Here is a 24,914-nt window from a genome sequence, read left to right on the forward strand (position 1 = left end):
CAAAGAAAAAGGGCCCGTGCGGGCCCTTAGATTTTTAGCCCGCTAAGAAGAAGCGGAACGCAGGATTATCACTTTCGTTATGGCAGTCATAACCCAGCGCCTTCAGGTTCTGTTCGAACTCCGGTTCCTGTTCATTCAGCTCGAACGCGGCCAGCACGCGGCCAAAATCGGTGCCGTGGCTGCGGTAATGGAACAGCGAAATATTCCAGTGCGTGCCCAGCGTATGCAGGAATTTCAGCAACGCGCCCGGTGATTCCGGAAACTCAAAGCTGTAAAGCCGCTCGCGCAAAGGCTTGGTTGGACGCCCGCCCACCATGTACCGCACGTGAAGTTTCGCCATTTCATCATCAGAGAGATCCACCACCTGATAGCCATCGCGATTCAGCTCGTCGATGATTTCCAGCCGCTCTGCGTGGCCGCGCGTCAGACGCACGCCCACGAAGATGCAGGCGTTATCCGCATCGGCATAACGGTAGTTGAACTCGGTCACCGAACGGCCACCCAGCAGCTGACAGAATTTCAGGAAGCTGCCTTTGCGCTCAGGAATGGTCACCGCCAGCAGCGCTTCGCGTTGTTCGCCGAGCTCGCAGCGTTCCGATACGTAACGTAAACCGTGGAAGTTGACGTTCGCGCCTGATAGCACGTGCGCCAGACGTTCGCCCTGAATGTTGTGCTGCTGCACGTATTTCTTCAGTCCCGCCAGCGCCAGCGCCCCGGAAGGCTCGGCAATCGCACGCACGTCTTCGAACAAATCTTTCACCGCGGCGCAGATGGCATCGCTGTCGACGGTTATCACGTCATCAAGATATTCACGGCACAGGCGGAACGTTTCGTTACCGATACGCTTCACCGCCACGCCTTCAGCGAACAGCCCGACGCGCGCCAGATCAACAGGTTCACCGGCATCCAGCGCTGCGCGCAGGCAGGCAGAATCTTCGGCTTCGACGCCAATCACTTTGATCTGCGGCATGAGCTGTTTGATCAACACCGCGACGCCCGCTGCCAGACCGCCGCCGCCGACCGGCACGAATACGCGGTCGAGATGCGCATCCTGTTGCAGCAGCTCCATCGCCAGCGTGCCCTGCCCGGCGATCACCGCCGGATGGTCAAACGGCGGGACAAACGTCATGCCCTGCTGCTGCGAAAGCTCGATAGCTTTGCCTTTGGCTTCGTCGAAATTCGCGCCAAACAGCAATACTTCACCACCGAAACTGCGCACCGCATCGACTTTGATGTCCGCGGTCGCCACCGGCATCACTATCAGAGATTTGATGCCCTTTTTGGTGGCCGACAGCGCAACACCCTGCGCATGGTTACCGGCCGAGGCCGTGATCACGCCACGGGCGGCCTGCTCTTCGGTCAGGCTGGCTATCATGGAATACGCGCCGCGCAGTTTAAAACTGTGAACAGCCTGGCGGTCCTCCCTCTTCACCAGAATGGTATTACCCAGCCGGGAAGAGATCTTTTCCATGACCTGCAAAGGGGTCACCTGTGCGACTTCATACACCGGCGCACGCAGCACGGCGCGCAGATATTCTGCGCCGCACGGCTGGTCGGGCAAAGGTTGAGATACCGCCATGGCCTTTAGCCTCCCAGCTTAGACTTGTCGCGAACGGCGCCTTTGTCGGCACTGGTCGCCAACATGGCGTAAGCACGCAGCGCATAGGAGACTTCACGCACGCGGTTCTTCGGCGTCCACGCCTGATCGCCACGAGCCTCTTCTGCTGCATGACGCGCTGCCAGTTCGGCAGCCGGAACGTCCAGCACCATGCTGCGGTTTGGAATGTCGATGTCGATAAAGTCGCCATCCTCAACCAGCGCAATCATGCCGCCGCTGCCCGCTTCAGGAGAAACGTGACCGATAGACAGGCCGGATGTGCCGCCTGAGAAACGACCGTCAGTGATCAGCGCACACTCTTTGCCGAGCCCCATGGATTTCAGATAGGTAGTCGGATACAGCATTTCCTGCATACCCGGCCCGCCCTTTGGCCCTTCGTAGCGGATAACCACGACGTCGCCTGAAACGACTTTGCCACCGAGGATCGCGCTCACGGCATCGTCCTGGCTTTCGTAGACTTTGGCCGGGCCACGGAAGGTCAGGTTAGATTTATCCACGCCTGCGGTTTTCACGATACTGCCGGCTTCGGCGATGTTGCCGTACAGCACGGCCAGCCCGCCTTCCAGACTGAACGCATTTTCCAGCGAGCGGATACAGCCTTCGGCGCGGTCATCATCCAGTGTGTCCCAGCGGCAATCCTGTGAGAACGCCTGCGTGGTGCGGATACCGGCCGGACCGGCGCGGAACATTTTTTTCACGGCTTCATCTTTGGTCAGCATGATGTCGTACTGATTCAGCGTTTCCGTCAGGTTCAGGCCAAGGATGTTTTTGACGTCGCGGTTCAGCAGGTTCGCGCGGTCCAGTTCGCCCAGAATCGCCAGTACGCCACCGGCGCGGTGAACGTCTTCCATATGGTATTTCGGCGTGCTCGGTGCGACTTTACACAGGTGCGGTACGACGCGTGACAGACGGTCGATATCGATCATATCGAATTCGATTCCGCCTTCCTGCGCGGCAGCCAGCAGGTGCAGAACGGTGTTGGTCGAGCCGCCCATCGCTATATCCAGCGTCATGGCATTCTCGAATGCCGCTTTGCTGGCGATGTTGCGTGGCAGTGCGGTTTCGTCATCTTTTTCGTAATAACGTTTGGTCAGCTCAACGATGCGGCGACCGGCGTTCAGGAACAGTTCGCGGCGGTCAGCGTGCGTCGCCAACAATGAACCGTTACCCGGCTGCGACAGACCCAGCGCTTCGGTCAGACAGTTCATGGAGTTGGCGGTAAACATACCGGAACAGGAGCCGCAGGTCGGACAGGCAGAACGTTCGATCTGCTCGCTGTCGGCGTCGCTGACGTTCGGGTTTGCGCCCTGAATCATGGCATCGACCAGATCGAGCTTGATGATTTTGTCAGACAGCTTGGTTTTACCGGCTTCCATCGGGCCGCCGGAAACAAAGATCACCGGAATGTTCAGGCGCAATGACGCCATCAGCATTCCCGGGGTGATTTTGTCGCAGTTGGAAATACACACCATGGCATCGGCGCAGTGCGCGTTCACCATGTATTCAACGGAATCGGCGATCAGTTCACGGGAAGGCAATGAATACAGCATGCCGCCGTGCCCCATCGCGATACCATCATCCACTGCGATAGTGTTGAATTCTTTTGCCACACCGCCGGACGCTTCGATTTGCTCAGCAACCAGTTTACCCAGATCGCGCAAGTGCACGTGGCCTGGTACGAACTGGGTAAAGGAGTTAACGACGGCAATAATTGGCTTGCCGAAATCATCATCGGTCATGCCGGTGGCACGCCATAATGCGCGGGCGCCAGCCATATTACGGCCATGAGTGGTGGTATGGGAACGGTACTTAGGCATGCTCAGTTACTCCAAATCATTTCTGTTTAGCAGGCAGCGAAATCGCCACCTGCATCATTCTTGTTCTTTAGATTACTGTGGATTAATTGGGTCCAACCATCCCCATTTGTCTTCGGTTTTGCCGGTGAACAGGCCGAAGAACGCATCCTGAATTTGTTTCGTGACCGGACCGCGTTTGCCGATTCCGACCTGAATGCCGTCCACGCTGCGTACCGGAGTGATTTCCGCCGCAGTTCCGGACATGAACACTTCGTCAGCCAGATACAGAGATTCGCGGGACAGCACCTGCTCACGCACTTCCAGACCCATGTCTTTCGCCAGTTTAATGATTGCATCGCGGGTAATGCCCGGCAGTGCAGAAGAGGTAAACGGCGGTGTGAACAAGATGCCTTCTTTCACTTCAAACAAGTTTTCGCCCGCGCCTTCTGAGACGTAACCGTGAATATCCAGCGCGATCCCTTCCTGATAACCGTGACGGCGTGCTTCGCTGCCGACCAGCAATGAGGACAGGTAGTTACCACCGGCTTTTGCGGCGGTCGGAATGGTGTTGGCGGCAACGCGGTTCCATGAGGAGACCATTGCGTCGATACCCTGCTCCAGGGCTTCTTCACCCAGATATGCGCCCCACGGGAAGGCGGCGATGATGACGTCAGTTTTGTAGCCATCCGGCGGGTTCACGCCCATACCGACATCGCCCACAAACACCAGCGGACGAATATACGCGCTGACCAGATTGTTTTTACGCAGCGTTTCGCGGCAGGCTTCCATCAGCTCATCCACGCTCTGAGAAACCGGCATACGGTAGATTTTTGCGGAATCGCGCAGACGCTGCATATGTTCACGGTGGCGGAAAACGACCGGGCCTTTATGGGAGTCGTAGCAACGCACGCCTTCGAAGACAGAGGTGCCGTAATGCAACGCATGGGACATCACGTGAACCTTTGCTTCTGCCCACGGAACCATCTCGCCATTGAACCAAATGTAATCAGCTTTCTTCGTCATTCTATTCGTCCCTATTACTCACGCATTCGCGCGTATTTGTTGTGATGTGTGTTGCTGGATTTCGACACAGGCGACATCCATAAGTTTGCGTAACTGTGAAGACAGTAAATCTACCGGCCGCTGGCTGGCAACGGTCAATTCGATATTTATATTTTCTGCATTGACCATCGGGGTCATGTTCATCGCGCAGACCTGAAAACCACGGTGGCGAACAACGCGTAATACGCGCTCCAACATTTCAGGGCGGAAACGGGCCTGGATTGAGACGTTATGCTGCATCATGACATTTTCTCCAACATGGTTTCGTTGCCTGCGCCCGGTGGTACCAGAGGCCAGACATTTTCATTTTCGTCGATGGAGACATGAAGCAAATACGGGCCTTTGCTGTTGAAAAAGGCATCCAGTGCGGCATCGACTTGGTCTTTACGGCTGATACGTTGGCCGGGAATATTGAATGCGCTGGCCAGCGTCACAAAATCGGGGTTATCGGAGAGGTTGGTTTCACTGAAGCGTCCGTCGAAGAACAATTCCTGCCACTGTCGAACCATCCCTAACCGCTGGTTATCCAGCAGCAGGATTTTTACGGGCAACTGTTTTCGCTTGATGGTGCCCAGTTCCTGCACATTCATCATGAAGGAGCCATCGCCCGAAACGCAGATCACCATATCGTCAGGGCGTGCAACCTGCGCACCGACGGCAGCAGGTACGCCGAAGCCCATCGTGCCCAGACCGCTGGAAGTGATGAAGTTTTCAGGACGCGAGAACTGCATGTGCTGTGCGGTCCACATCTGGTGCTGGCCGACGTCGGTGGTCACCACGGTATTGGCATCTTTGCGATCGGAGATTTGTTTCAGCAGCAGTGGCGCGTAGATGGACTCGCCCGGATGGTCGTAACGCCATTCGCCCTGCGCTTTCAGGGTCATCACTTCGTCACGCCATGCGTCGATGCTCAGTGGTTGTTGCAGCGACGGTAACAGTGCATTTAAATCGCCCTGTAACGCGACGTGTGCCTGACGCAGTTTGTTCAGCTCCGCCGGGTCGATATCCATATGGATAACGGCGGCGTGCGGTGCGAAAGTGTTCAGCTTGCCGGTCACGCGGTCATCGAAACGCGCACCAACGGCGATCAACAAGTCAGAAGACTGCACCGCCAGATTGGCCGCTCTGGTACCGTGCATACCCAACATGCCCAGATAACAAGGGTCGGTGGCATCCGGTGCACCCAGACCTTTCAGCGTCGCCACCGCGGGAATACCGGTGGTCGAAATGAATTCGCGTAAGGCAGGCACTGCCTGAGCCATGCCAACGCCGCCGCCGATGTACAGCATAGGTTTTTGGGCCGCAGCGATCATTGCGCGGGCTTGTTCCAGTTCAACAGCCGGATGCGGGAAGGATTCTTCGACGGCCAGCAGGTGCGGCGGCAGTTCACCCGTTGCCAGCTGGATATCTTTCGGGATGTCGATCAGCACGGGGCCTGGACGGCCAGAGCTGGCGATGGCGAAAGCTTCGGCCATGATTTCAGGCAGCGCATCCAGTGATTCCACCAGGAAACTGTGTTTGGTACAGGCCAGAGATAAACCTAAAACGTCGATTTCCTGAAAGGCGTCAGTGCCGATAAACGCGGAACCCACCTGACCGGTGATTGCCACCAGAGGAACGGAATCCAGCAGCGCGTCAGCCAGACCGGTGATCAGGTTGGTGGCGCCGGGACCGGAAGTGGCGATACACACGCCGACTTTTCCGGTTGAACGGGCATAGCCGATGGCGGCCATTGCGGCACCTTGCTCGTGCCGGCACAACAGGTGTTCCACGCCGCCGTCATACAGTGCATCGTATACCGGCATGATTGCCCCGCCGGGATAACCAAACACCATATCTACCCCCTGCGCACGCAACGCTTGTACTACCCACTGTGCTCCGTTCATCCTTATTCTCCTGCCTTTTTGCGACAAGTGCAGAATATTATGCTGTTGCTCATTTTCCGACCTCGCTTCATTGTTCACTGAAATCACCGAACCAAAAAAAAACCCCGGACCTTTCGGTGCGGGGTTTCTTTTCAGGTTCAGGCTTGTTTAATAAGCCTTTCTTCGTCCAAGTGCAGCCCCGCACGGTGGGATAATAATCACCACCACGCGAATCACGACTAGGCTAACTACGAGGAGAAGGGCTTTCATTTTTAGGTTTCTATAATTCATATTGCGAACGATTGCCTACAGAGTTATCACAGTAATGCATTTAATGACAACATTTTTCTTGCGTTATTATTTGCGCGCCGTTGCACAATCCGCCAAAAAAAATATGGAAAATCAAACCTTAGCGGGTTGATCCGCCGTCTGATTATTTATTGCACCTGTTATGGCTTTTCCGCGCGTATCCCGCCCAAATGCAACCAGTATGGAAATCACGATTGCCACCGTCCCGGCAACAATTGCCATCGCCAGACCGTAGTTATGTCCGTGGCTTTCGGCGATGCTCGCCTGCAAGGTCGCATTGACCGATGCCAGCAGATTCCCCAGCTGATAAACGAATCCGGGCAGCACGGCACGGGTATTCGCGGGCACCAACTCGGTTAAGTACGACGGCACCACGCCCCACGCGCCCTGCACCATAAACTGCATCAGAAATGCGCCCAGACCGATAGTCCAGGTTCCGCTGGAGAAGGCCCACAACGGGATCACCGGTAAAGAGAGTAACGCCGCGATAATAATGGCTTTTTTGCGCCCGATTTTCTCCGACAGCGTGCCAAAGAAGATACCGCCAATGATTGAGGCGATGGTGTAACCGATCGCAATCAGGCTGACCGTATGGGCATCAAAACCGTGCTGAACTTTCAGGAATGAAGGGTAAAGATCCTGCGTTCCGTGGCTGAAGAAATTAAACGCCGCCATCAGCACCACCAGATAGACGCAGAGCTTCCAGTGCGATTTCAGCACCGGTAACAAAGCGGTACTTTCCTTGCGTTCGCGGGCGGCGAGCCAGACCGGCGATTCCTGAACTTTGAACCAGATGAACGGCAGCAGAAAGACGGGGACAGCGCCGATCACAAACATGCCACGCCAGCCGACCAGTTCAGAGAACAAGCCGTAAACCACCGCCGCCAGCAGGTAACCAAACGGATAACCGGCCTGAAAAATCCCGGACATCATCCCGCGTGAACGGTCTGGGATGGTTTCCATCGCCAGTGATGACGCCACGCCCCAGACTCCGCCCATCGCCACGCCGTAAATCACGCGCAGGATCAGGAAAACGGTCAGTGAAGGCGCCGCTGCCGTGCAAAGTTCGAAAATTGAAAAGCAGGCAATGTTTACCATCAGCACCGGTTTACGGCCATATTTTTCCGCTGCCCGCCCGAACAACAATGCCCCTATTGGCCGAACTGCCAGTGTCAGCAAAATCGCCAGCGTCACCTCTTTGATATCCACCTGAAATGCCGTCGCTATATCACTAAGCAGAAAGACTAAAATGAAAAAATCGAAGGCATCGAGGGTCCAGCTTAAGAAACTGGCGATGGCAACATTTCGTTGCCGAGAAGTCCAACCAAACATGGGTGTATCCCTATTCCGGAAAGATGTAGGCAATGCGCTCACGAGCCGATCCGGAAAATCCTCTGTGAGGCAGAGAGATGTTAATTAATAATGCGTATTTGTTTATTTATTGTTAAATACACTCAAATTAAACACCTCTGCCTCGCAAACCGGCAACTTAATTAGCCAGCTAATTTGTTTCCAGAAACCTCAGGCTGTTAAAGAATGTTGCAGACTTTGCGAGACATCGCACAGCCTTTTGATTTCACGGTGTAATTTCTAAAAATTTTTCACGCGATGCTGCGCAAGGCTGCCATCTTATTTCCGCTGCGGTTTTGCATTCCGGCATGCTACTGACAGGAATTTTCACAGCAAAGGAAAAAGCATGTCATTAGCCGTGGTGTATACACGCGCATCGCTCGGTGTTCAGGCGCCCGGTGTTTCTGTCGAAGTGCATATCAGCAACGGTTTACCGGCACTGACGCTGGTGGGGCTGCCCGAAACCACCGTCAAAGAGGCCAGAGATCGCGTGCGCAGCGCCATCATCAACTGCGGATTCACCTTTCCTGCCAAGCGCATCACCGTCAATCTCGCCCCGGCAGATTTGCCCAAAGAAGGCGGACGATATGACTTATCGATCGCGCTGGCGATTCTGGTGGCTTCTGAGCAGTTGCAGGGCGATAAGCTGGAGGCCTACGAGTTTTTGGGTGAGCTCGGGCTTTCTGGTGCGTTACGCAGCGTTAATGGCGCGATCCCGGCAGCACTTGAGGCGCAGAAAGAGGGGCGGATACTGATCCTGCCGCAGAACAACCAGATGGAAATGACGCTGCTCGATCCGGGGGTAGCGCAGATCGCCGGGCACCTGCTACAGGTTTGCGCTTTCCTGCAAGGCGAGGACAGCCTGCCGCCCATCGACTATCCCACAGAGCCACCCGCCTCTGTGCATCAGCCCGATATCGCGGAGATCATTGGCCAGGAGCAGTCCAAGCGTGCGTTGGAGATCGCCGCAGCGGGCGGACATAACCTGCTGCTGATTGGTCCGCCGGGAACGGGAAAAACCATGCTCGCCAGCCGGTTACCGGGATTATTGCCGCCGCTAAGCAATGAGGAGAAGCTGGAAACAGCGGCCATCGCCAGCCTGGTGTATAACCCGGAGGAGGACGGTGAGTTCTCCCGCGTGCGGCCTTTTCGCGCACCGCATCATAGTACGTCGATGAGCGCACTGGTCGGTGGCGGCTCGCTGCCGAGGCCCGGAGAAATTTCGCTGGCACACAACGGCGTTCTGTTTCTCGATGAGCTGCCGGAATTTCAGCGGCAGGTGTTAGATGCGCTGCGCCAGCCGATGGAGTCCGGCGAAATCACCATTTCCCGCGCCAGAGCGAAAGTGCGCTATCCGGCAAGAGCACAACTGATCGCAGCCATGAATCCCAGCCCGACAGGGCATTATCAGGGCATTCACAACCGCACACCGCCCCAGCAGGTTCTGCGCTATCTGGGCAGACTATCAGGCCCTTTTCTGGACCGGTTCGATTTATCGATTGAAGTGCCACTTTTACCACCAGGGATCCTCAGCCAGCAAAACCATGCACCGACCGCCAGGGAAAGCAGTGCAGAAGTTCGGGAACGGGTGCTGACAGCCAGAGACGTTCAGTTAAAACGTGCGGGGAAAATCAATGCACATATGAACAGCAGTGAGGTGGAAACGTATTGTGTGTTAACGAAGGCGGATGCTGAGTTTCTGGAAGAAGTGCTGCATAAACTGGGATTATCGGTGAGAGCCTGGCATCGCATTCTGAAAGTCGCGAGAACACTGGCCGATCTCGGGGGGAGTGAAGCCATTGAACGCAAACATATTGCTGAGGCGCTGAGCTATCGCACCATGGATAGGCTATTGTTAACTCTGCATAAGAGTCTGGCATAAAAAACGGGGCATAGCCCCGTTTCATTAGTCGTCGCTTTCCGTGTAGTCTTCTACAGCGTCTGCCTGCGGTTTACCGCCGGACAGCGTGTGGAATTTCTTCGGACGACGGGTGCGGATGATGTACTTATTCCACACTTTTTCAGCTTCCGTTACCGGTTCGCGCGTACCGCGGCAAACCTCAAGGAACAGCTTTTCTTCATCGGTTGCTGGCTCGCGTTTTCCCAAATCCAGTTCGTTAAAGGCAAAGCCGTAACGTTCTAGCATTTGCGCTTCTTTAATGGTGAAATCGCCATGCCGGGAGAACCCGCGAGGGTAATGTTTATTATCAAAAAAACGACTTGTCGTGGTGAAGCTTTCCGCCATCTGACACGCTCCTAATTCTCTCATGGTCGTGCTGTTATGGCGCGGAGTATTAGTTAGGCTTGACATTGTGTAAAACAAAACATTTAAATCTTAACGACAAAAATAATTGGAGATGGTTTTGGACACGGAATTACTGAAAACCTTTTTGGAGGTCAGTAGAACTCGCCACTTTGGTCGGGCAGCGGAATCGCTTTATCTGACGCAATCCGCTGTCAGCTTTCGTATCCGGCAACTGGAAACCCAACTTGGCGCAAATTTGTTCACCCGCCATCGAAATAATATCCGCTTAACGCCCGCAGGAGAGCGTCTGCTGCCTTACGCCGAGAATCTGATGTCTACCTGGCAATTGGCGAAAAAAGAGGTGTTACGCTCGTTACAGCACACAGAATTGTCGATTGGTGCCACGGCCTCGCTATGGGAAGCCTATCTGACGCCGTGGATGCAGTCGCTCTACGTGCAACGTGATACTTTGCGGCTGGAAGCACGCATCGCGTTGCGCCAGTCGCTGGTAAAGCAATTGCATGAAAGACAACTGGATTTGCTGATCACCACCGAGCCGCCAAAAATGGACGAGCTCTCAAGTCAGCTGTTGGGTAATTTCTCGTTACGACTTTTTTCATCGAAGAAAACAGTCAGAGGGGAACAATCGCCTTATGTGAAACTGGAATGGGGCGCCGATTTTCCTCAGCAGGAAAAGTTGCAAAACAGCGATCAGGAACCCGTTCTGACCACCACATCAGCGCATCTGACGCGACAATTACTGGAGCAGACCGGTGGCTGCGCTTTCCTGCCGTCACACTGGGCAAAAGAATATCCCCAGTTGGCAGCGCATGAAGAGATTCCACCGGTTATCCGCCCGCTGTACGCCGTATGGCTGCAAAATAGCGATCAGCAGGTTCTTATCCGTCAGTTACTTAAAACGCCGCTGATCACCCATCTCTGAGCCCTCCGCCATCAGGTCGGCTCGGGGCGCGGATGTCGTGCTCTTCTGGCGGTCCAGAATGAGCTCATGCCCTTCTGCAAGCCGATAAAGACAAACAGCAGGATACCCATGACGATTTTGGTCCACCACGAGCTGAGTGTACCGTCGAACGTGATGTAGGTTTGGATCAGGCCCTGAATCAGAACGCCGAACAGGCTTCCAAGTACGGTCCCTACGCCGCCGCTCAGCAAGGTTCCTCCGATGACGACAGAAGCGATAGCATCCAGTTCTACCCCACTGGCTGCCAGCGCGTATCCGGCGGAGGTATAGAGTGAAAACACGATGCCGGAAAGGACAGCCAGCGTGCTCGACAGCATGTAGATGTAAATCGTTGTCCGCCTCACCGGAACGCCCATCAGCGCCGCCGACACGTTACTGCCACCGACCGCGTAGACGTTGTTCCCAAAGCGTGTCCGGTGCGCCAAAATAATCCCCACGAAGACGACCAGCAGCATGATTAACGCCAGCAGCGTGAAACGTCCCCCGCCCGGCATTTTCCATGCGTAATTCGCCAGAAAATCATAAACTGGATGATTAATGGGCAGCGATTCTTCGGAAACGATAAAGCTCATACCGCGAACGAAAAACATTCCTGCCAGGGTAATAATAAACGCCGGAAGCTTCAGCGTATCGATGATCCAACCCATCAGTGCGCCAAACATCGCTCCCATCAGCAGGACAATCACGAAGGCATAACCGGGCGCAACGCCGTAATCGCCAATCAGTTTCGCCAGTAAAACGCCGGTAAAAGCGATCACTGAGCCTACCGACAAATCGATGCCGCCTGAGAGGATCACGAAGGTCATCCCGACGGCTACAATCCCGAGAAAGGCATTATCTGTCAGTAAATCAAAGAAGACGCGCGTGGAGGCGAATCCGGGAAACTGGGTGAAGCAATAACCATATCCGGCCACAAACACCACGATAGTAATCAGCAGGGGCAGATTTCTTTTGAGCATTATCCCTTCCTCCGAAACAGATTACTGAGCGACACCCGGGGCGACTGCACCACCAGCACGGCCAGCACCACCAACGCTTTGAGTACCAGATTAAACTCAGGTTTAAAACCGGAGAGCAGAATGCCGGTGTTCATGCCCTGAATGATGAGCGCACCGATAACCGAAAGGAGCAGATTAAATCGCCCTCCGAGCAACGAACCACCACCAATGACCACCGCCAGAATCGCATCCAGTTCCAGCCATAAACCGGCATTATTGGCATCGGCACCGCGAATATCCGCCGTGACGATAACCCCCGCGACCGCTGCACAAATCCCGCAAATTACGTAAGTAGAAATCAGCACCAGACGCGCATTTACGCCGGCGTTGTATGCGGATCGGATATTGATTCCGACGGATTCAATAAATAGCCCAAGCGCCGTTTTACGCGCCAGCGCCCACACCAGAACCAACATCACGACCACAATGATCACCGGCATCGGCAGATAAAACAGGGAACCGCTGCCGAACTGCGATAAACCATTGTGTTCGAACGTGACGATTTGTCCCTCGGTGATGAGCTGCGCGATTCCGCGACCAGCGACCATCAGCATCAGCGTCGCCACGATCGGCTGAATCTGCAGCACGGCGACCAGAAAGCCATTCCACAGGCCGCAAACCGCACCTACACCGACGGAAGCCAGGAGCACCATTGCCAGCGGATAACCTTGCACCGTCATGGTGGCCGCCGTTGCTCCGGCAATGGCCATCACGGCACCCACCGAGAGATCTATGCCTCCTGTCGCAATTACCAGCGTCATACCGAGAGCCAGCAGAGCCACCGGCGCACCGCGGTTAAAGATATCCACCAGACTGCCAAATAGTCGGCCATCCTGAATGTGGATTGAGAAAAAGCCCGGCGCGACCAGGCTATCGATCAGTAAAATGGCAATGAATGCCCCGATTTGCGTAGCACCCTTTGGAAATACCCATCGAACTTTGCGCGGTGATCCTGTCATCGGCAGACTCCTGTTACTCATCGATATCTCCTCATTGCGCCGCGATGGCTTTCATAATGGCTGGCACGGAGATTTCAGCCTGCTCAATTTCGGCAACATGACGGCGATCGCGTAACACCACGATGCGGTCTGCATAGCCCGACAACTCTTCCAGCTCGGATGAAATCACCAGCAATGCCAGCCCCTCATCGCACAGTTTTTCAATCAGGCGAATGATTTCAGCATGCGCGCCGACGTCAATGCCGCGGGTCGGTTCATCAAGAATGAGAAAGCGAGGATTGGTGGCAAGCCAGCGCGAAAGCAGGACTTTTTGCTGATTCCCGCCGGAGAGATATTGAATTTCCTGCTCGGTGCCGGGTGTTCGAATACCGAGAAGTTTGATGAATTTCTCTGAGATCTGATGCTGCTCTTTCATCGGCAGAGGTCGTAACCAGCCGCGCTGAGCCTGTAGTGCAAGAATGATATTTTCACGGACGGTGGCTGCGCCGATAATGCCATCGGTCTTGCGATCCTCAGGGCAGTAACCAAATCCGAGTTTGGCCGCTTTACGCGGCGTACTGATGGTCTCTTCCTTGCCATCAACCCGAGCTTTGCCGCTGTCATGACCTTTGATGCCGAAAATCAACTGAGCGGTTTCTGTCCGCCCGGATCCCAACAATCCGGCAAGGCCGACAATTTCACCACGACGGACTTTCAGATCGAAATTCTCGACCACGCCACGACGGCCATAATCCTTAAATTCCACCAGCGGTTCACCGGTGACATTGCGATGTTCAGTACGTTTAAGCAGACTTTCATCAAAGCTGTGTCCCAGCATCATCGGCACGAGATCCATACGTGGTAAATCAACCGTGCGCTCTGACCCCACACGTTTGCCGTTGCGCAGCACTGTAATACGGTCGCTGATGCGGTAAACCTGATCGAGGAAATGGGTCACGAAAATCATCCCAACACCTTTGTCACGCAGCTGCACGAGAATATCCAGCAGCATGCTGACTTCTTTAGCATCGAGACTGGCGGTAGGTTCGTCGAGGATTAATACCTGCGCAGAAAGGTCGACAGCTCGCGCAATCGCCACGATTTGCTGGATGGCAATGGAATAGGTGGAAAGCGGCTGGCTGACATCGAGATGTAATCCGTAGCCCTCCAGCAGCACCTCTGCCTGTTGTTCCATTTTGCGCTGATTGACCAGACCAAACCGGGTAGGTTCGCGACCAATAAAGAGATTAGCCGCCACGGAAATATTCGGCAGGAGATTCACTTCCTGGTAAACCGTACCAATCCCAAGCGACTGCGCATGGGCCGTATTGACCGGTTCGATGGGAATACCATTCAAATAAACCTGACCGGCAGAACGTTTATATACGCCAGTCAGGGCTTTAATCATTGTGGATTTACCGGCACCGTTCTCCCCTAAAAGGGCCACGATCTCACCACGTTCGAGAGTAAAATCGACATTTTCCAGCGCCTTAACGCCGGGGAACTCTACTGAGAGGCCGCGCACATCAAGCAGCACTGCTGAACCTGGATTATCCGTCACATCACTACTCCTGCTGCATCCGCTACCGGCGGAATGGGAATAATTTTTACCGGCCTGCCCGTGAGACAGACCGGTAAAATCGGCTTAATAACCCATGTCTTTTTTCATGTCATATTCTTTCTGAGCCATGTCCGGCAGGATAAGCGCAGACTGCGTCTGAATAAATTTCTTCGGTTGAGTACCGTCTTTTTTCATAGCGATCAACGCATCAAATGCCGGGCCAGCCATGTTTGGTGTGAGCTCTACAGAGGCATTCGCTTCGCCATTCAGCATCGCTTTGTAGATATCAGGAACCCCATCAATTGAAACGATTTTGATCTGCGAACCCGGTTTCAGACCGGCTTCTTTGATGGCCTGAATAGCACCGATCGCCATGTCATCGTTATGTGCGTAGACGGCACAAATGTTTTTGCCATTTTGCTCAGCCTTGATGAAGCTCTCCATGACTTCTTTACCTTTACTGCGGGTAAAGTCACCGGATTGAGAACGAATGATTTTGACATTCGGCGCGGCTTTGAGTGCATCAGCAAAACCTTTTTTACGGTTTAACGCAACGCTCGCGCCGACGGTTCCCTGAAGTTCGACCACGTTACACGGCTTGCCGGCCACATCTTTCACCAGCCAGTCACCGGCGACTTTACCTTCATACACGCTGTCAGAAGCCACAGCTGCGGTATACAACGACGGATCGCTGACTTCAATCGTGCGGTCTAAGAGGAATACGGGGATTTTCGCCTCTTTGGCCTCGGTCAGAACGGGGGCCCAACCGGTTGCGACAACCGGTGCAATAAAGATCGCATCGACACCTTGCGCAATGAATGAGCGGATTGCCTTGATTTGGTTCTCTTGTTTTTGCTGAGCATCCGCAATTTTCAGCGTGATCCCGCGTTTCTCCGCTTCCGATTTGGATACCTTAGTTTCTGCAGAACGCCAACCAGACTCTGATCCGATCTGAGAAAAACCTACAACCAGCGGAGCTGCCTGTGCCGCGCCACAAAGTGCTGTTGCTACTGCTGCTGCCACAAATAAGCGTTTGTACATGTCTCTTTCCTCGCGTGTAGTCTGAGCTACTTTTTGTTATGACTCGTTGGGTACGGCCAGAACACTCACCGGATATATGTTCTCGCTCATTACGATAATTACGCCGTAAAAAGAACGAAAAAAGTCATGCCCGGTTCTGGTTGTCGTCATAGGACGATGATTAGGTTTAGTACACAGGGAAAAAGGGAGCATGAGCGGGGTCACATACGGGAATAACAATCATTTAGTGCATGTATTTAGCCAAAATATAACCAAAAATAACCAGGAAAATAAAAAGAATTGAACTGAAATGGTGCAAAAAGACGCAGGAAAAGGATCAGTGGTGAGGATTAATTGAGCTAAAGAGGGGAAATTGCAGGATTTAAAACAAAAAAAAGCCCCTCGCTTTCGCGAAGGGCTCTTAATATGGCAGGGGCGGAGAGACTCGAACTCGCGACACCCGGTTTTGGAGACCGGTGCTCTACCAACTGAGCTACGCCCCTAAATTACGCTTAACATTATGCCTGCTAAAGTTAGCAGGCATAATTTTTAATAATTGGCGGAACGGACGGGGCTCGAACCCGCGACCCCCTGCGTGACAGGCAGGTATTCTAACCAACTGAACTACCGCTCCACCGGTTCTTTCACTCACATCAGAAAACGTCTGATACAAGTTTGTTCCTGTTATTTTCCTTGTCAGGGGAAAAGGAACTAATTTGATGCCTGGCAGTTCCCTACTCTCGCATGGGGAGACCCCACACTACCATCGGCGCTACGGCGTTTCACTTCTGAGTTCGGCATGGGGTCAGGTGGGACCACCGCGCTAGTGCCGCCAGGCAAATTCTGTTTCATCCGTACCGCCAAGCACCGTGATTTCTCACAACGCCTCGCCATACGAACCAATCTCGGAACGTCGCTGAAAATCTACTTCTCCACGCTCGCGCGCAGCAGAGTCACTCTAATCAAAACACCTTTGGTGTTGTAAGGTTAAGCCTCTCGGGTCATTAGTACTGGTTAGCTCAATGCATCGCTGCACTTACACACCCAGCCTATCAACGTCTTAGTCTTAAACGTCCCTTCAGGTGGCTTAAAGCCACAGGGAAGACTCATCTCGAGGCAAGTTTCGCGCTTAGATGCTTTCAGCGCTTATCTTTTCCGCATTTAGCTACCGGGCAATGCCATTGGCATGACAACCCGAACACCAGTGATGCGTCCACTCCGGTCCTCTCGTACTAGGAGCAGCCCCTCTCAATCTTCCAACGCCCACGGCAGATAGGGACCGAACTGTCTCACGACGTTCTAAACCCAGCTCGCGTACCACTTTAAACGGCGAACAGCCGTACCCTTGGGACCTACTTCAGCCCCAGGATGTGATGAGCCGACATCGAGGTGCCAAACACCGCCGTCGATATGAACTCTTGGGCGGTATCAGCCTGTTATCCCCGGAGTACCTTTTATCCGTTGAGCGATGGCCCTTCCATTCAGAACCACCGGATCACTATGACCTACTTTCGTACCTGCTCGAGCCGTCACTCTCGCAGTCAAGCTAGCTTATGCCATTGCACTAACCTCACGATGTCCGACCGTGATTAGCTAACCTTCGTGCTCCTCCGTTACTCTTTAGGAGGAGACCGCCCCAGTCAAACTACCCACCAGACACTGTCCTCACCCCGGATCACGGGGCCGAGTTAGAACATCAAACATTAAAGGGTGGTATTTCAAGGTTGGCTCCACGCAGACTGGCGTCCACGCTTCAAAGCCTCCCACCTATCCTACACATCAAGGCTCAATGTTCAGTGTCAAGCTATAGTAAAGGTTCACGGGGTCTTTCCGTCTTGCCGCGGGTACACTGCATCTTCACAGCGAGTTCAATTTCACTGAGTCTCGGGTGGAGACAGCCTGGCCATCATTACGCCATTCGTGCAGGTCGGAACTTACCCGACAAGGAATTTCGCTACCTTAGGACCGTTATAGTTACGGCCGCCGTTTACCGGGGCTTCGATCAAGAGCTTCGCATTGCTGCTAACCCCATCAATTAACCTTCCGGCACCGGGCAGGCGTCACACCGTATACGTCCACTTTCGTGTTTGCACAGTGCTGTGTTTTTATTAAACAGTTGCAGCCAGCTGGTATCTGCGACTGGCTTCGGCTCCGAGAGCAAGTCTCTTCACCTACGCGCCAGCGTGCCTTCTCCCGAAGTTACGGCACCATTTTGCCTAGTTCCTTCACCCGAGTTCTCTCAAGCGCCTGAGTATTCTCTACCTGACCACCTGTGTCGGTTTGGGGTACGATTTCGTGTTACCTGGAGCTTAGAGGCTTTTCCTGGAAGCATGGCATCAACTACTTCACCACCGTAGTGGCTCGTTATCACGCCTCAGGGTTGAATATGTAACCGGATTTACCAAGTCACACCCCCTACACGCTTGAACCGGGACAACCGTCGCCCGGCTAGCCTAGCCTTCTCCGTCCCCCCTTCGCAGTAACACCAAGTGCTGGAATATTAACCAGCTTCCCATCGACTACGCTTTTCAGCCTCGCCTTAGGGGTCGACTCACCCTGCCCCGATTAACGTTGGACAGGAACCCTTGGTCTTCCGGCGTGCGGGTTTTTCACCCGCATTATCGTTACTTATGTCAGCATTCGCACTTCTGATACCTCCAGCACCCCTCACAGGACACCTTCGACGGCTTACAGAACGCTCCCCTACCCAACAACGCCTAAGCGTCGCTGCCGCAGCTTCGGTGCATGGTTTAGCCCCGTTACATCTTCCGCGCAGGCCGACTCGACCAGTGAGCTATTACGCTTTCTTTAAATGATGGCTGCTTCTAAGCCAACATCCTGGCTGTCTATGCCTTCCCACATCGTTTCCCACTTAACCATGACTTTGGGACCTTAGCTGGCGGTCTGGGTTGTTTCCCTCTTCACGACGGACGTTAGCACCCGCCGTGTGTCTCCCGTGATAACATTCTTCGGTATTCGGAGTTTGCATCGAGTTGGTAAGCCGGGATGGCCCCCTAGTCGAAACAGTGCTCTACCCCCGAAGATGAGTTCACGAGGCGCTACCTAAATAGCTTTCGGGGAGAACCAGCTATCTCCCGGTTTGATTGGCCTTTCACCCCCAGCCACAAGTCATCCGCTAATTTTTCAACATTAGTCGGTTCGGTCCTCCAGTTAGTGTTACCCAACCTTCAACCTGCCCATGGCTAGATCACCGGGTTTCGGGTCTATACCTTGCAACTTGACGCCCAGTTAAGACTCGGTTTCCCTACGGCTCCCCTATTCGGTTAACCTTGCTACAAAATATAAGTCGCTGACCCATTATACAAAAGGTACGCAGTCACCCAACAAAGTAGGCTCCCACTGCTTGTACGTACACGGTTTCAGGTTCTATTTCACTCCCCTCGCCGGGGTTCTTTTCGCCTTTCCCTCACGGTACTGGTTCACTATCGGTCAGTCAGGAGTATTTAGCCTTGGAGGATGGTCCCCCCATATTCAGACAGGATGTCACGTGTCCCGCCCTACTCATCGAACTCACAATAAGTGCATTTTTGTGTACGGGACTATCACCCTATACTGTGCGACTTTCCAGACGCTTCCACTAATGCACAAACTGATTCAGGTTCTGGGCTCTTCCCCGTTCGCTCGCCGCTACTGGGGGAATCTCGGTTGATTTCTTTTCCTCGGGGTACTTAGATGTTTCAGTTCCCCCGGTTCGCCTTGCATGGCTATGTATTCACCATGCAATAGTGTGTCGAAACACACTGGGTTTCCCCATTCGGGTATCGTCGGTTATAACGGTTCATATCACCTTACCGACGCTTTTCGCAGATTAGCACGCCCTTCATCGCCTCTGACTGCCTAGGCATCCACCGTGTACGCTTAGTCGCTTAACCTCACAACCCGAAGGTGTCTTAAAAGACATCGTCGCATTGCGATTATTTGAGAGACTCTATTACAGACAAAATCATCACTCAGTACTTCTACGGAGAGTGATGTTCAGCTGTAATGTTTCAATTTTCAGCTTGTTCCAGATTGTTAAAGAGCAAAATACTTCGCAGCATACTGTTACCAATATACTCTGAAGTATTATTTAAAGGCTGTACGGTAATGGTGGAGCTAAGCGGGATCGAACCGCTGACCTCCTGCGTGCAAGGCAGGCGCTCTCCCAGCTGAGCTATAGCCCCATACAGTCACTTACAGATACCTTTATCTATCTCATCGCTAGATGAGTCAGCCAATTCATTTCTTATCAAGGCGGAGTCACACGACGTTTGCGTTAGCAAACGAGGGAGGGACAACGCAGAGAAGGAAAGAATTGGTAGGCCTGAGTGGACTTGAACCACCGACCTCACCCTTATCAGGGGTGCGCTCTAACCACCTGAGCTACAAGCCTATAAAGGTATTTCTGCTCGTTACTTTTTCATCAGACAATCTGTGTGGACACTGCACAATGCGTATCTTTAGGTAAGGAGGTGATCCAACCGCAGGTTCCCCTACGGTTACCTTGTTACGACTTCACCCCAGTCATGAATCACAAAGTGGTAAGCGCCCTCCCGAAGGTTAAGCTACCTACTTCTTTTGCAACCCACTCCCATGGTGTGACGGGCGGTGTGTACAAGGCCCGGGAACGTATTCACCGTAGCATTCTGATCTACGATTACTAGCGATTCCGACTTCATGGAGTCGAGTTGCAGACTCCAATCCGGACTACGACATACTTTATGAGGTCCGCTTGCTCTCGCGAGTTTGCTTCTCTTTGTATATGCCATTGTAGCACGTGTGTAGCCCTACTCGTAAGGGCCATGATGACTTGACGTCATCCCCACCTTCCTCCGGTTTATCACCGGCAGTCTCCTTTGAGTTCCCACCATTACGTGCTGGCAACAAAGGATAAGGGTTGCGCTCGTTGCGGGACTTAACCCAACATTTCACAACACGAGCTGACGACAGCCATGCAGCACCTGTCTCACGGTTCCCGAAGGCACTAAGCTATCTCTAGCGAATTCCGTGGATGTCAAGAGTAGGTAAGGTTCTTCGCGTTGCATCGAATTAAACCACATGCTCCACCGCTTGTGCGGGCCCCCGTCAATTCATTTGAGTTTTAACCTTGCGGCCGTACTCCCCAGGCGGTCGACTTAACGCGTTAGCTCCGGAAGCCACGCCTCAAGGGCACAACCTCCAAGTCGACATCGTTTACAGCGTGGACTACCAGGGTATCTAATCCTGTTTGCTCCCCACGCTTTCGCACCTGAGCGTCAGTCTTTGTCCAGGGGGCCGCCTTCGCCACCGGTATTCCTCCAGATCTCTACGCATTTCACCGCTACACCTGGAATTCTACCCCCCTCTACAAGACTCTAGCTTGCCAGTTTCAAATGCAGTTCCCAAGTTAAGCTCGGGGATTTCACATCTGACTTAACAAACCGCCTGCGTGCGCTTTACGCCCAGTAATTCCGATTAACGCTTGCACCCTCCGTATTACCGCGGCTGCTGGCACGGAGTTAGCCGGTGCTTCTTCTGCGAGTAACGTCAATCGCTGCAGCTATTAACTACAGCGCCTTCCTCCTCGCTGAAAGTGCTTTACAACCCTAAGGCCTTCTTCACACACGCGGCATGGCTGCATCAGGCTTGCGCCCATTGTGCAATATTCCCCACTGCTGCCTCCCGTAGGAGTCTGGACCGTGTCTCAGTTCCAGTGTGGCTGGTCATCCTCTCAGACCAGCTAGGGATCGTCGCCTAGGTGAGCCATTACCCCACCTACTAGCTAATCCCATCTGGGCACATCCGATGGCGTGAGGCCCGAAGGTCCCCCACTTTGCTCTTGCGAGGTCATGCGGTATTAGCTACCGTTTCCAGTAGTTATCCCCCTCCATCAGGCAGTTTCCCAGACATTACTCACCCGTCCGCCGCTCGTCACCCAGAGAGCAAGCTCTCCTGTGCTACCGCTCGACTTGCATGTGTTAGGCCTGCCGCCAGCGTTCAATCTGAGCCATGATCAAACTCTTCAATTAAAAGTTCGATTTGCTTAAACAAGTTAAGCGGTGCTCAAAGATTACTTCGTAATAATTCAACTAAATGAATTACTGCTTGGTCACTCTAAGACTTGATATTTTTTTGCCACCGAGGTGGCTGATATCGTCTTGTGAGTGCCCACACAGATTGTCTGATAAATTGTTAAAGAGCATGCCGCGGTTCGCAAGGAATCTTATGCGGCGCGGGAGGCGTATATTACGTTTTCCCGCTGAAGAGTCAAGAGATTATTCATTTGAACTTTCATCTTTTTCTCTTCCTGTCCGAGCGACTTCTCAGTCGTTGTTCCCGGTCAGTGGAGGCGCATTATAGGGAGTTCTCAGAAGGCCGCAACCCCTAAAATACAAATAATTTACTGACCGCTGATTCTTTCGCCAAATGCCGTTTAAAGCGGCAATTCCTGGATACTTCTGAAGCCATATGACTGTAAAACAGGCAGTAAACTTTGCGCCTCGGCGGTCATCGCCATGCAGTAGGCGACACTCTCTATTTGCACGTCTGCTTTTTTCTGTGGAATAGGCACATGCGACGTCTCAATTAACCAATGTGCACGGCGGGCAATCGCAGAACCGGAGTCGATCATACGTGTGCCGTCGGGTAAAACCTGCGCGAGTTCTTCGGAAAGCAACGGAAAATGCGTGCAGCCTAATACGACGGTGTCCGGAGGTTCACGCAAACGCAGCCACGGATGGAGGATTTTCTTCAGTGCCGCCAGTGAGACCTCTTCACCATGCAGCTTCGCTTCCGCCAGCTCGACCAGTTCCGCTGAGCCCAGCATCAGAATCTGACAATCCGTCGCAAACCGCGCCACCAGATCATGCGTATAAGGACGCTGAACTGTTGCGCGCGTTGCCAGTAATCCCACAACGCCGTTACGCGTTAGTTTCGCAGCAGGTTTGATCGCAGGTACAACGCCAACAACCGGGCAGCTGAATTTAGCGCGCAATGCAGGAAGTGAGACGGTGCTCGCCGTGTTACAGGCAATGACGATAATAAAGAGGGGATGGCGTTTCGCGACGGCGGTGACAATCTCGACCACGCGTTCGACGATGAACTCTTCAGATTTCTCGCCGTAAGGAAAAGCGACATTATCGAAGGCATAGATATAGTGCAGGTCCGGCAACATCTGCCGGACCTCTTGATAAACTGACAACCCGCCGACGCCGGAATCGAAAACCAGCACCGTCGGGCGGCCAGGAACCTGGGTTGTATCAGAAGGTATAGCTTCCAGTAAGGTAGAACTCACGTCCTGGTGTGGCATAGCCATAAGCCGTCTCGTAATCTTTATCAAACAAGTTGGCAATTCTACCACGAACCGTCAGATGTGAGGTTACGGGATATGATGCAGCAAGATCCCATAAGCTTACGCCGCCAAGCTTAACCGTCTGATAAGGATACGACCCGTAGTCGGTGTCGTAACGCTGCCCCAGATATTGGTAATTGATGGACCAGTCAATGTCAGCCACATTCCAGTCAATTTGGTATTTCACCTGCTGTTTGGCCCGACGCGCCAAAATTTCGTTGGTCTCGGCATTACGTGGGTCGAGATATTCAAGCGTAATCTGGTGCTGCAACGGGCCGGTATCGAATGAGCCGGTCCATTCAACGCCTTTGATGGTCGCCTTGCCGATGTTGTAATAACCGAAGTTTGAATTGTCATAAGCGATCATCTGGTCGATGTCGTTACGATACACCGATAAACGCCAGTCCAACGGACCGGTCAGACCTTCCAGTCCCCCTTCCCACTGCTCGCTCTCTTCAGGCTTAAGATCTGGATTGCCGCCAAACCCGCTATAAAGCTGCCCCAGGTTCGGGGATTTATAGGCCGTACCGTAAGAACCAATCAGACGATATCCATCGATGAATTCCCACGCCGCGCTGCTCTGCCAGGTAGTGTGCTGGCCAAACTGGGAGTTATCGTCACTGCGCACTGCGCCTTCAAGCGTCACATCGCTGATTTTCTGCTGAGTCGTCAGATAAACGCCGGTGTTATGCTGGTTATAGCCATCATCCAGAGCGCTAGTGCCCGGCTCAGTGGTCAGCTTCTGCCAGTCAAGACCGGCGCTGACTTCACCTTTCCAGATCTGGAATGTGTTGCCCCATTGCACGTTGTACTGATCGGAGTCATCCAGCGACGCCGACGCATCGTAAGGACCGTATTTCGGATCGTAGTTGTAGTCTTTAACGTGGCTGTAGCTGCCGATGAGCTGCGTAGCGTAGATACCGTTCTCGTAACGCAAACCGGTGTCGTACGTGCGGCTGTAGAGCTGGCGGGTATCGATAAGCGCACTGTCCGGCGAAGAGTAGGCGTCATAAGCGGTACGGTTGTCGTAGCCGTACGCACGGGCAAAGCCGCTGATTTCATGACTGAACTGATGTTGCAGCGCCAGATACAGCGTCTTGCTCATGAAACCGTCGCGGTCAGGCTGAGGTACGCCACCGGTATTGCCATCTGCGACAACGTCGATGCCACGGGTATAGGTGTAATCCCCGGCCGCCGTCAGCGTAGTGTTTTCACCCAGCTTCTGCTGTGTGGAGCCATTATAGTTCTGGTAACCGTGAGAGCCCACGCCTGCGCCAAGCGTCGTGCCATCTTTATCACGCGTGGTGATAATGTTAACAACACCCCCGATCGCATCAGAGCCATAAACCGCAGAGCGCGGCCCACGAATGAATTCAATACGCTGAACCAGTGAAAGCGGGATCTGGCTGATATCCGCGGCGCCGGAAATACCGGCCTGATTAAGACGCACACCGTCGATTAAGACTAACGTGTGGCTGGAATTGGTGCCGCGAACGAATAAAGACGTCTGCTGCCCCAGTCCGCCATTCTGGGCAATATCGACACCCGGTAAACGACGTAATACATCGGCGACAGATTTTGACTGCCATCTGTCGATATCATCACGCGTCACCACATCGGTCGGTGCCAGTACGGAAGACACCGGCTGTGGAAAACGGTTAGCCGTGACGACCAGATTATCGCTGCTGTTGTCTGTGGAAGTACTGTCTTGCGCCCACCCTGAAAAAGCCGTGACGGATAATGCCGTCAACAGCACGTGCTTTTTAATTGTCATGAATCGAGCATCCAAACTTAATTGGCGGATGCCGCAGAGGATCACCGACGGTATTTCGCGACGACG

The 24,914-nt window shown here is 53.5% G+C and carries 16 protein-coding genes, 4 tRNA genes and 3 rRNA genes; 2 read left to right on the top strand and 21 right to left on the bottom strand.

Annotation, left to right across the window (positions count from 1 at the left end):
* Positions 1–34: 34 nt before the first annotated feature.
* From ilvA to I2123_RS00980, 7 genes are all read right to left on the bottom strand, one after another.
* Positions 35–1,579 carry a threonine ammonia-lyase, biosynthetic gene (gene ilvA, locus I2123_RS00950; protein WP_213051600.1) on the bottom strand — a complete coding sequence of 515 codons (1,545 nt, stop codon included), beginning with the start codon at positions 1,577–1,579 and terminating at the stop codon, positions 35–37.
* Positions 1,580–1,584: 5 nt separating this feature from the next.
* Positions 1,585–3,435 carry a dihydroxy-acid dehydratase gene (gene ilvD, locus I2123_RS00955; RefSeq protein ID WP_112165472.1) on the bottom strand — a complete coding sequence of 617 codons (1,851 nt, stop codon included), beginning with the start codon at positions 3,433–3,435 and terminating at the stop codon, positions 1,585–1,587.
* A 72-nt stretch (positions 3,436–3,507) separates the two neighbouring features.
* Complete coding sequence (locus tag I2123_RS00960; protein WP_104924025.1) at positions 3,508–4,437, bottom strand: branched-chain amino acid transaminase; 930 nt, start codon at positions 4,435–4,437, stop codon at positions 3,508–3,510.
* An 18-nt stretch (positions 4,438–4,455) separates the two neighbouring features.
* A complete protein-coding gene (gene ilvM, locus I2123_RS00965) occupies positions 4,456–4,719 on the bottom strand; it encodes an acetolactate synthase 2 small subunit (protein ID WP_013577547.1) in 264 nt (87 codons plus the stop codon).
* Positions 4,716–6,362, bottom strand: coding sequence for an acetolactate synthase 2 catalytic subunit (gene ilvG, locus I2123_RS00970; protein ID WP_213051601.1), 1,647 nt, complete (start codon positions 6,360–6,362; stop codon positions 4,716–4,718). Before ilvG ends, ilvM begins: the two co-directional genes overlap by 4 nt.
* A 147-nt stretch (positions 6,363–6,509) precedes the next feature.
* Positions 6,510–6,611: an ilv operon leader peptide gene (ilvL, locus tag I2123_RS00975; RefSeq protein WP_112165468.1), complete on the bottom strand. Its 102-nt coding sequence runs from the start codon at positions 6,609–6,611 to the stop codon at positions 6,510–6,512.
* A 132-nt stretch (positions 6,612–6,743) separates the two neighbouring features.
* A complete protein-coding gene (locus tag I2123_RS00980; protein WP_213051602.1) occupies positions 6,744–7,982 on the bottom strand; it encodes an MFS transporter in 1,239 nt (412 codons plus the stop codon).
* Between the two features lie 364 nt (positions 7,983–8,346).
* On the opposite strand from I2123_RS00980, the gene I2123_RS00985 reads away from it, so the two are divergent.
* Complete coding sequence (locus tag I2123_RS00985; RefSeq protein WP_213051603.1) at positions 8,347–9,882, top strand: YifB family Mg chelatase-like AAA ATPase; 1,536 nt, start codon at positions 8,347–8,349, stop codon at positions 9,880–9,882.
* Between the two features lie 24 nt (positions 9,883–9,906).
* On the opposite strand, the gene I2123_RS00990 is transcribed toward I2123_RS00985, so the two are convergent.
* Entirely contained in the window at positions 9,907–10,245 is a 339-nt protein-coding gene (locus I2123_RS00990) for a MaoP family protein (RefSeq protein WP_112165461.1), read from the bottom strand.
* Between the two features lie 118 nt (positions 10,246–10,363).
* Between I2123_RS00990 and hdfR the strand changes: the two genes are divergently transcribed.
* Positions 10,364–11,188 carry an HTH-type transcriptional regulator HdfR gene (hdfR, locus tag I2123_RS00995; protein WP_112165626.1) on the top strand — a complete coding sequence of 275 codons (825 nt, stop codon included), beginning with the start codon at positions 10,364–10,366 and terminating at the stop codon, positions 11,186–11,188.
* Positions 11,189–11,199: 11 nt separating this feature from the next.
* Here the strand turns inward: hdfR and yjfF are convergent, their stop codons facing one another.
* The 13 genes from yjfF to btuB all read right to left on the bottom strand — a co-directional run bounded on the left by yjfF (position 11,200) and on the right by btuB (position 24,848).
* The gene (yjfF, locus tag I2123_RS01000) at positions 11,200–12,186 is read right to left on the bottom strand and encodes a galactofuranose ABC transporter, permease protein YjfF (RefSeq protein ID WP_213051604.1); all 987 of its coding nucleotides are present in this window, start codon (positions 12,184–12,186) and stop codon (positions 11,200–11,202) included.
* Positions 12,186–13,205 (bottom strand): galactofuranose ABC transporter, ATP-binding protein YtfT, encoded by a 1,020-nt coding sequence (gene ytfT, locus I2123_RS01005; protein ID WP_213051605.1) that lies wholly within the window; start codon positions 13,203–13,205, stop codon positions 12,186–12,188. The genes yjfF and ytfT overlap by 1 nt, the downstream gene beginning before the upstream one ends.
* A gap of 10 nt (positions 13,206–13,215) precedes the next feature.
* Complete coding sequence (ytfR, locus tag I2123_RS01010) at positions 13,216–14,724, bottom strand: galactofuranose ABC transporter, ATP-binding protein YtfR (RefSeq protein ID WP_213051606.1); 1,509 nt, start codon at positions 14,722–14,724, stop codon at positions 13,216–13,218.
* A gap of 84 nt (positions 14,725–14,808) precedes the next feature.
* On the bottom strand, positions 14,809–15,765 hold the full coding sequence (gene ytfQ / locus I2123_RS01015) for a galactofuranose ABC transporter, galactofuranose-binding protein YtfQ (protein ID WP_056772381.1): 957 nt from the start codon (positions 15,763–15,765) through the stop codon (positions 14,809–14,811).
* A 406-nt stretch (positions 15,766–16,171) separates the two neighbouring features.
* Positions 16,172–16,247: transfer RNA gene (locus I2123_RS01020), tRNA-Trp, on the bottom strand.
* A 54-nt stretch (positions 16,248–16,301) separates the two neighbouring features.
* Positions 16,302–16,378: transfer RNA gene (locus tag I2123_RS01025), tRNA-Asp, on the bottom strand.
* Between the two features lie 87 nt (positions 16,379–16,465).
* Positions 16,466–16,581, bottom strand: a 5S ribosomal RNA gene (rrf, locus tag I2123_RS01030).
* Between the two features lie 146 nt (positions 16,582–16,727).
* Positions 16,728–19,637 (bottom strand): 23S ribosomal RNA (locus I2123_RS01035).
* A 215-nt stretch (positions 19,638–19,852) separates the two neighbouring features.
* Positions 19,853–19,928, bottom strand: a tRNA-Ala gene (locus I2123_RS01040).
* A 132-nt stretch (positions 19,929–20,060) separates the two neighbouring features.
* A tRNA-Ile gene (locus I2123_RS01045) sits at positions 20,061–20,137 on the bottom strand.
* A 72-nt stretch (positions 20,138–20,209) separates the two neighbouring features.
* A 16S ribosomal RNA gene (locus I2123_RS01050) occupies positions 20,210–21,752 on the bottom strand.
* The 16S, 23S and 5S rRNA genes sit together here with 4 tRNA genes alongside, the layout of an rRNA operon.
* Before the next feature lie 404 nt (positions 21,753–22,156).
* Positions 22,157–23,038, bottom strand: a complete 882-nt coding sequence (gene murI, locus I2123_RS01055) for a glutamate racemase (RefSeq protein WP_112169497.1) — start codon at positions 23,036–23,038, stop codon at positions 22,157–22,159.
* Positions 22,983–24,848 (bottom strand): TonB-dependent vitamin B12 receptor BtuB, encoded by a 1,866-nt coding sequence (gene btuB, locus I2123_RS01060; RefSeq protein ID WP_213051607.1) that lies wholly within the window; start codon positions 24,846–24,848, stop codon positions 22,983–22,985. The genes murI and btuB overlap by 56 nt, the downstream gene beginning before the upstream one ends.
* Positions 24,849–24,914 lie beyond the last annotated feature (66 nt).

This window comes from Rahnella inusitata (assembly GCF_018288855.1).
In the GTDB taxonomy this organism is placed as follows: Bacteria; Pseudomonadota; Gammaproteobacteria; order Enterobacterales; family Enterobacteriaceae; genus Rahnella; species Rahnella inusitata.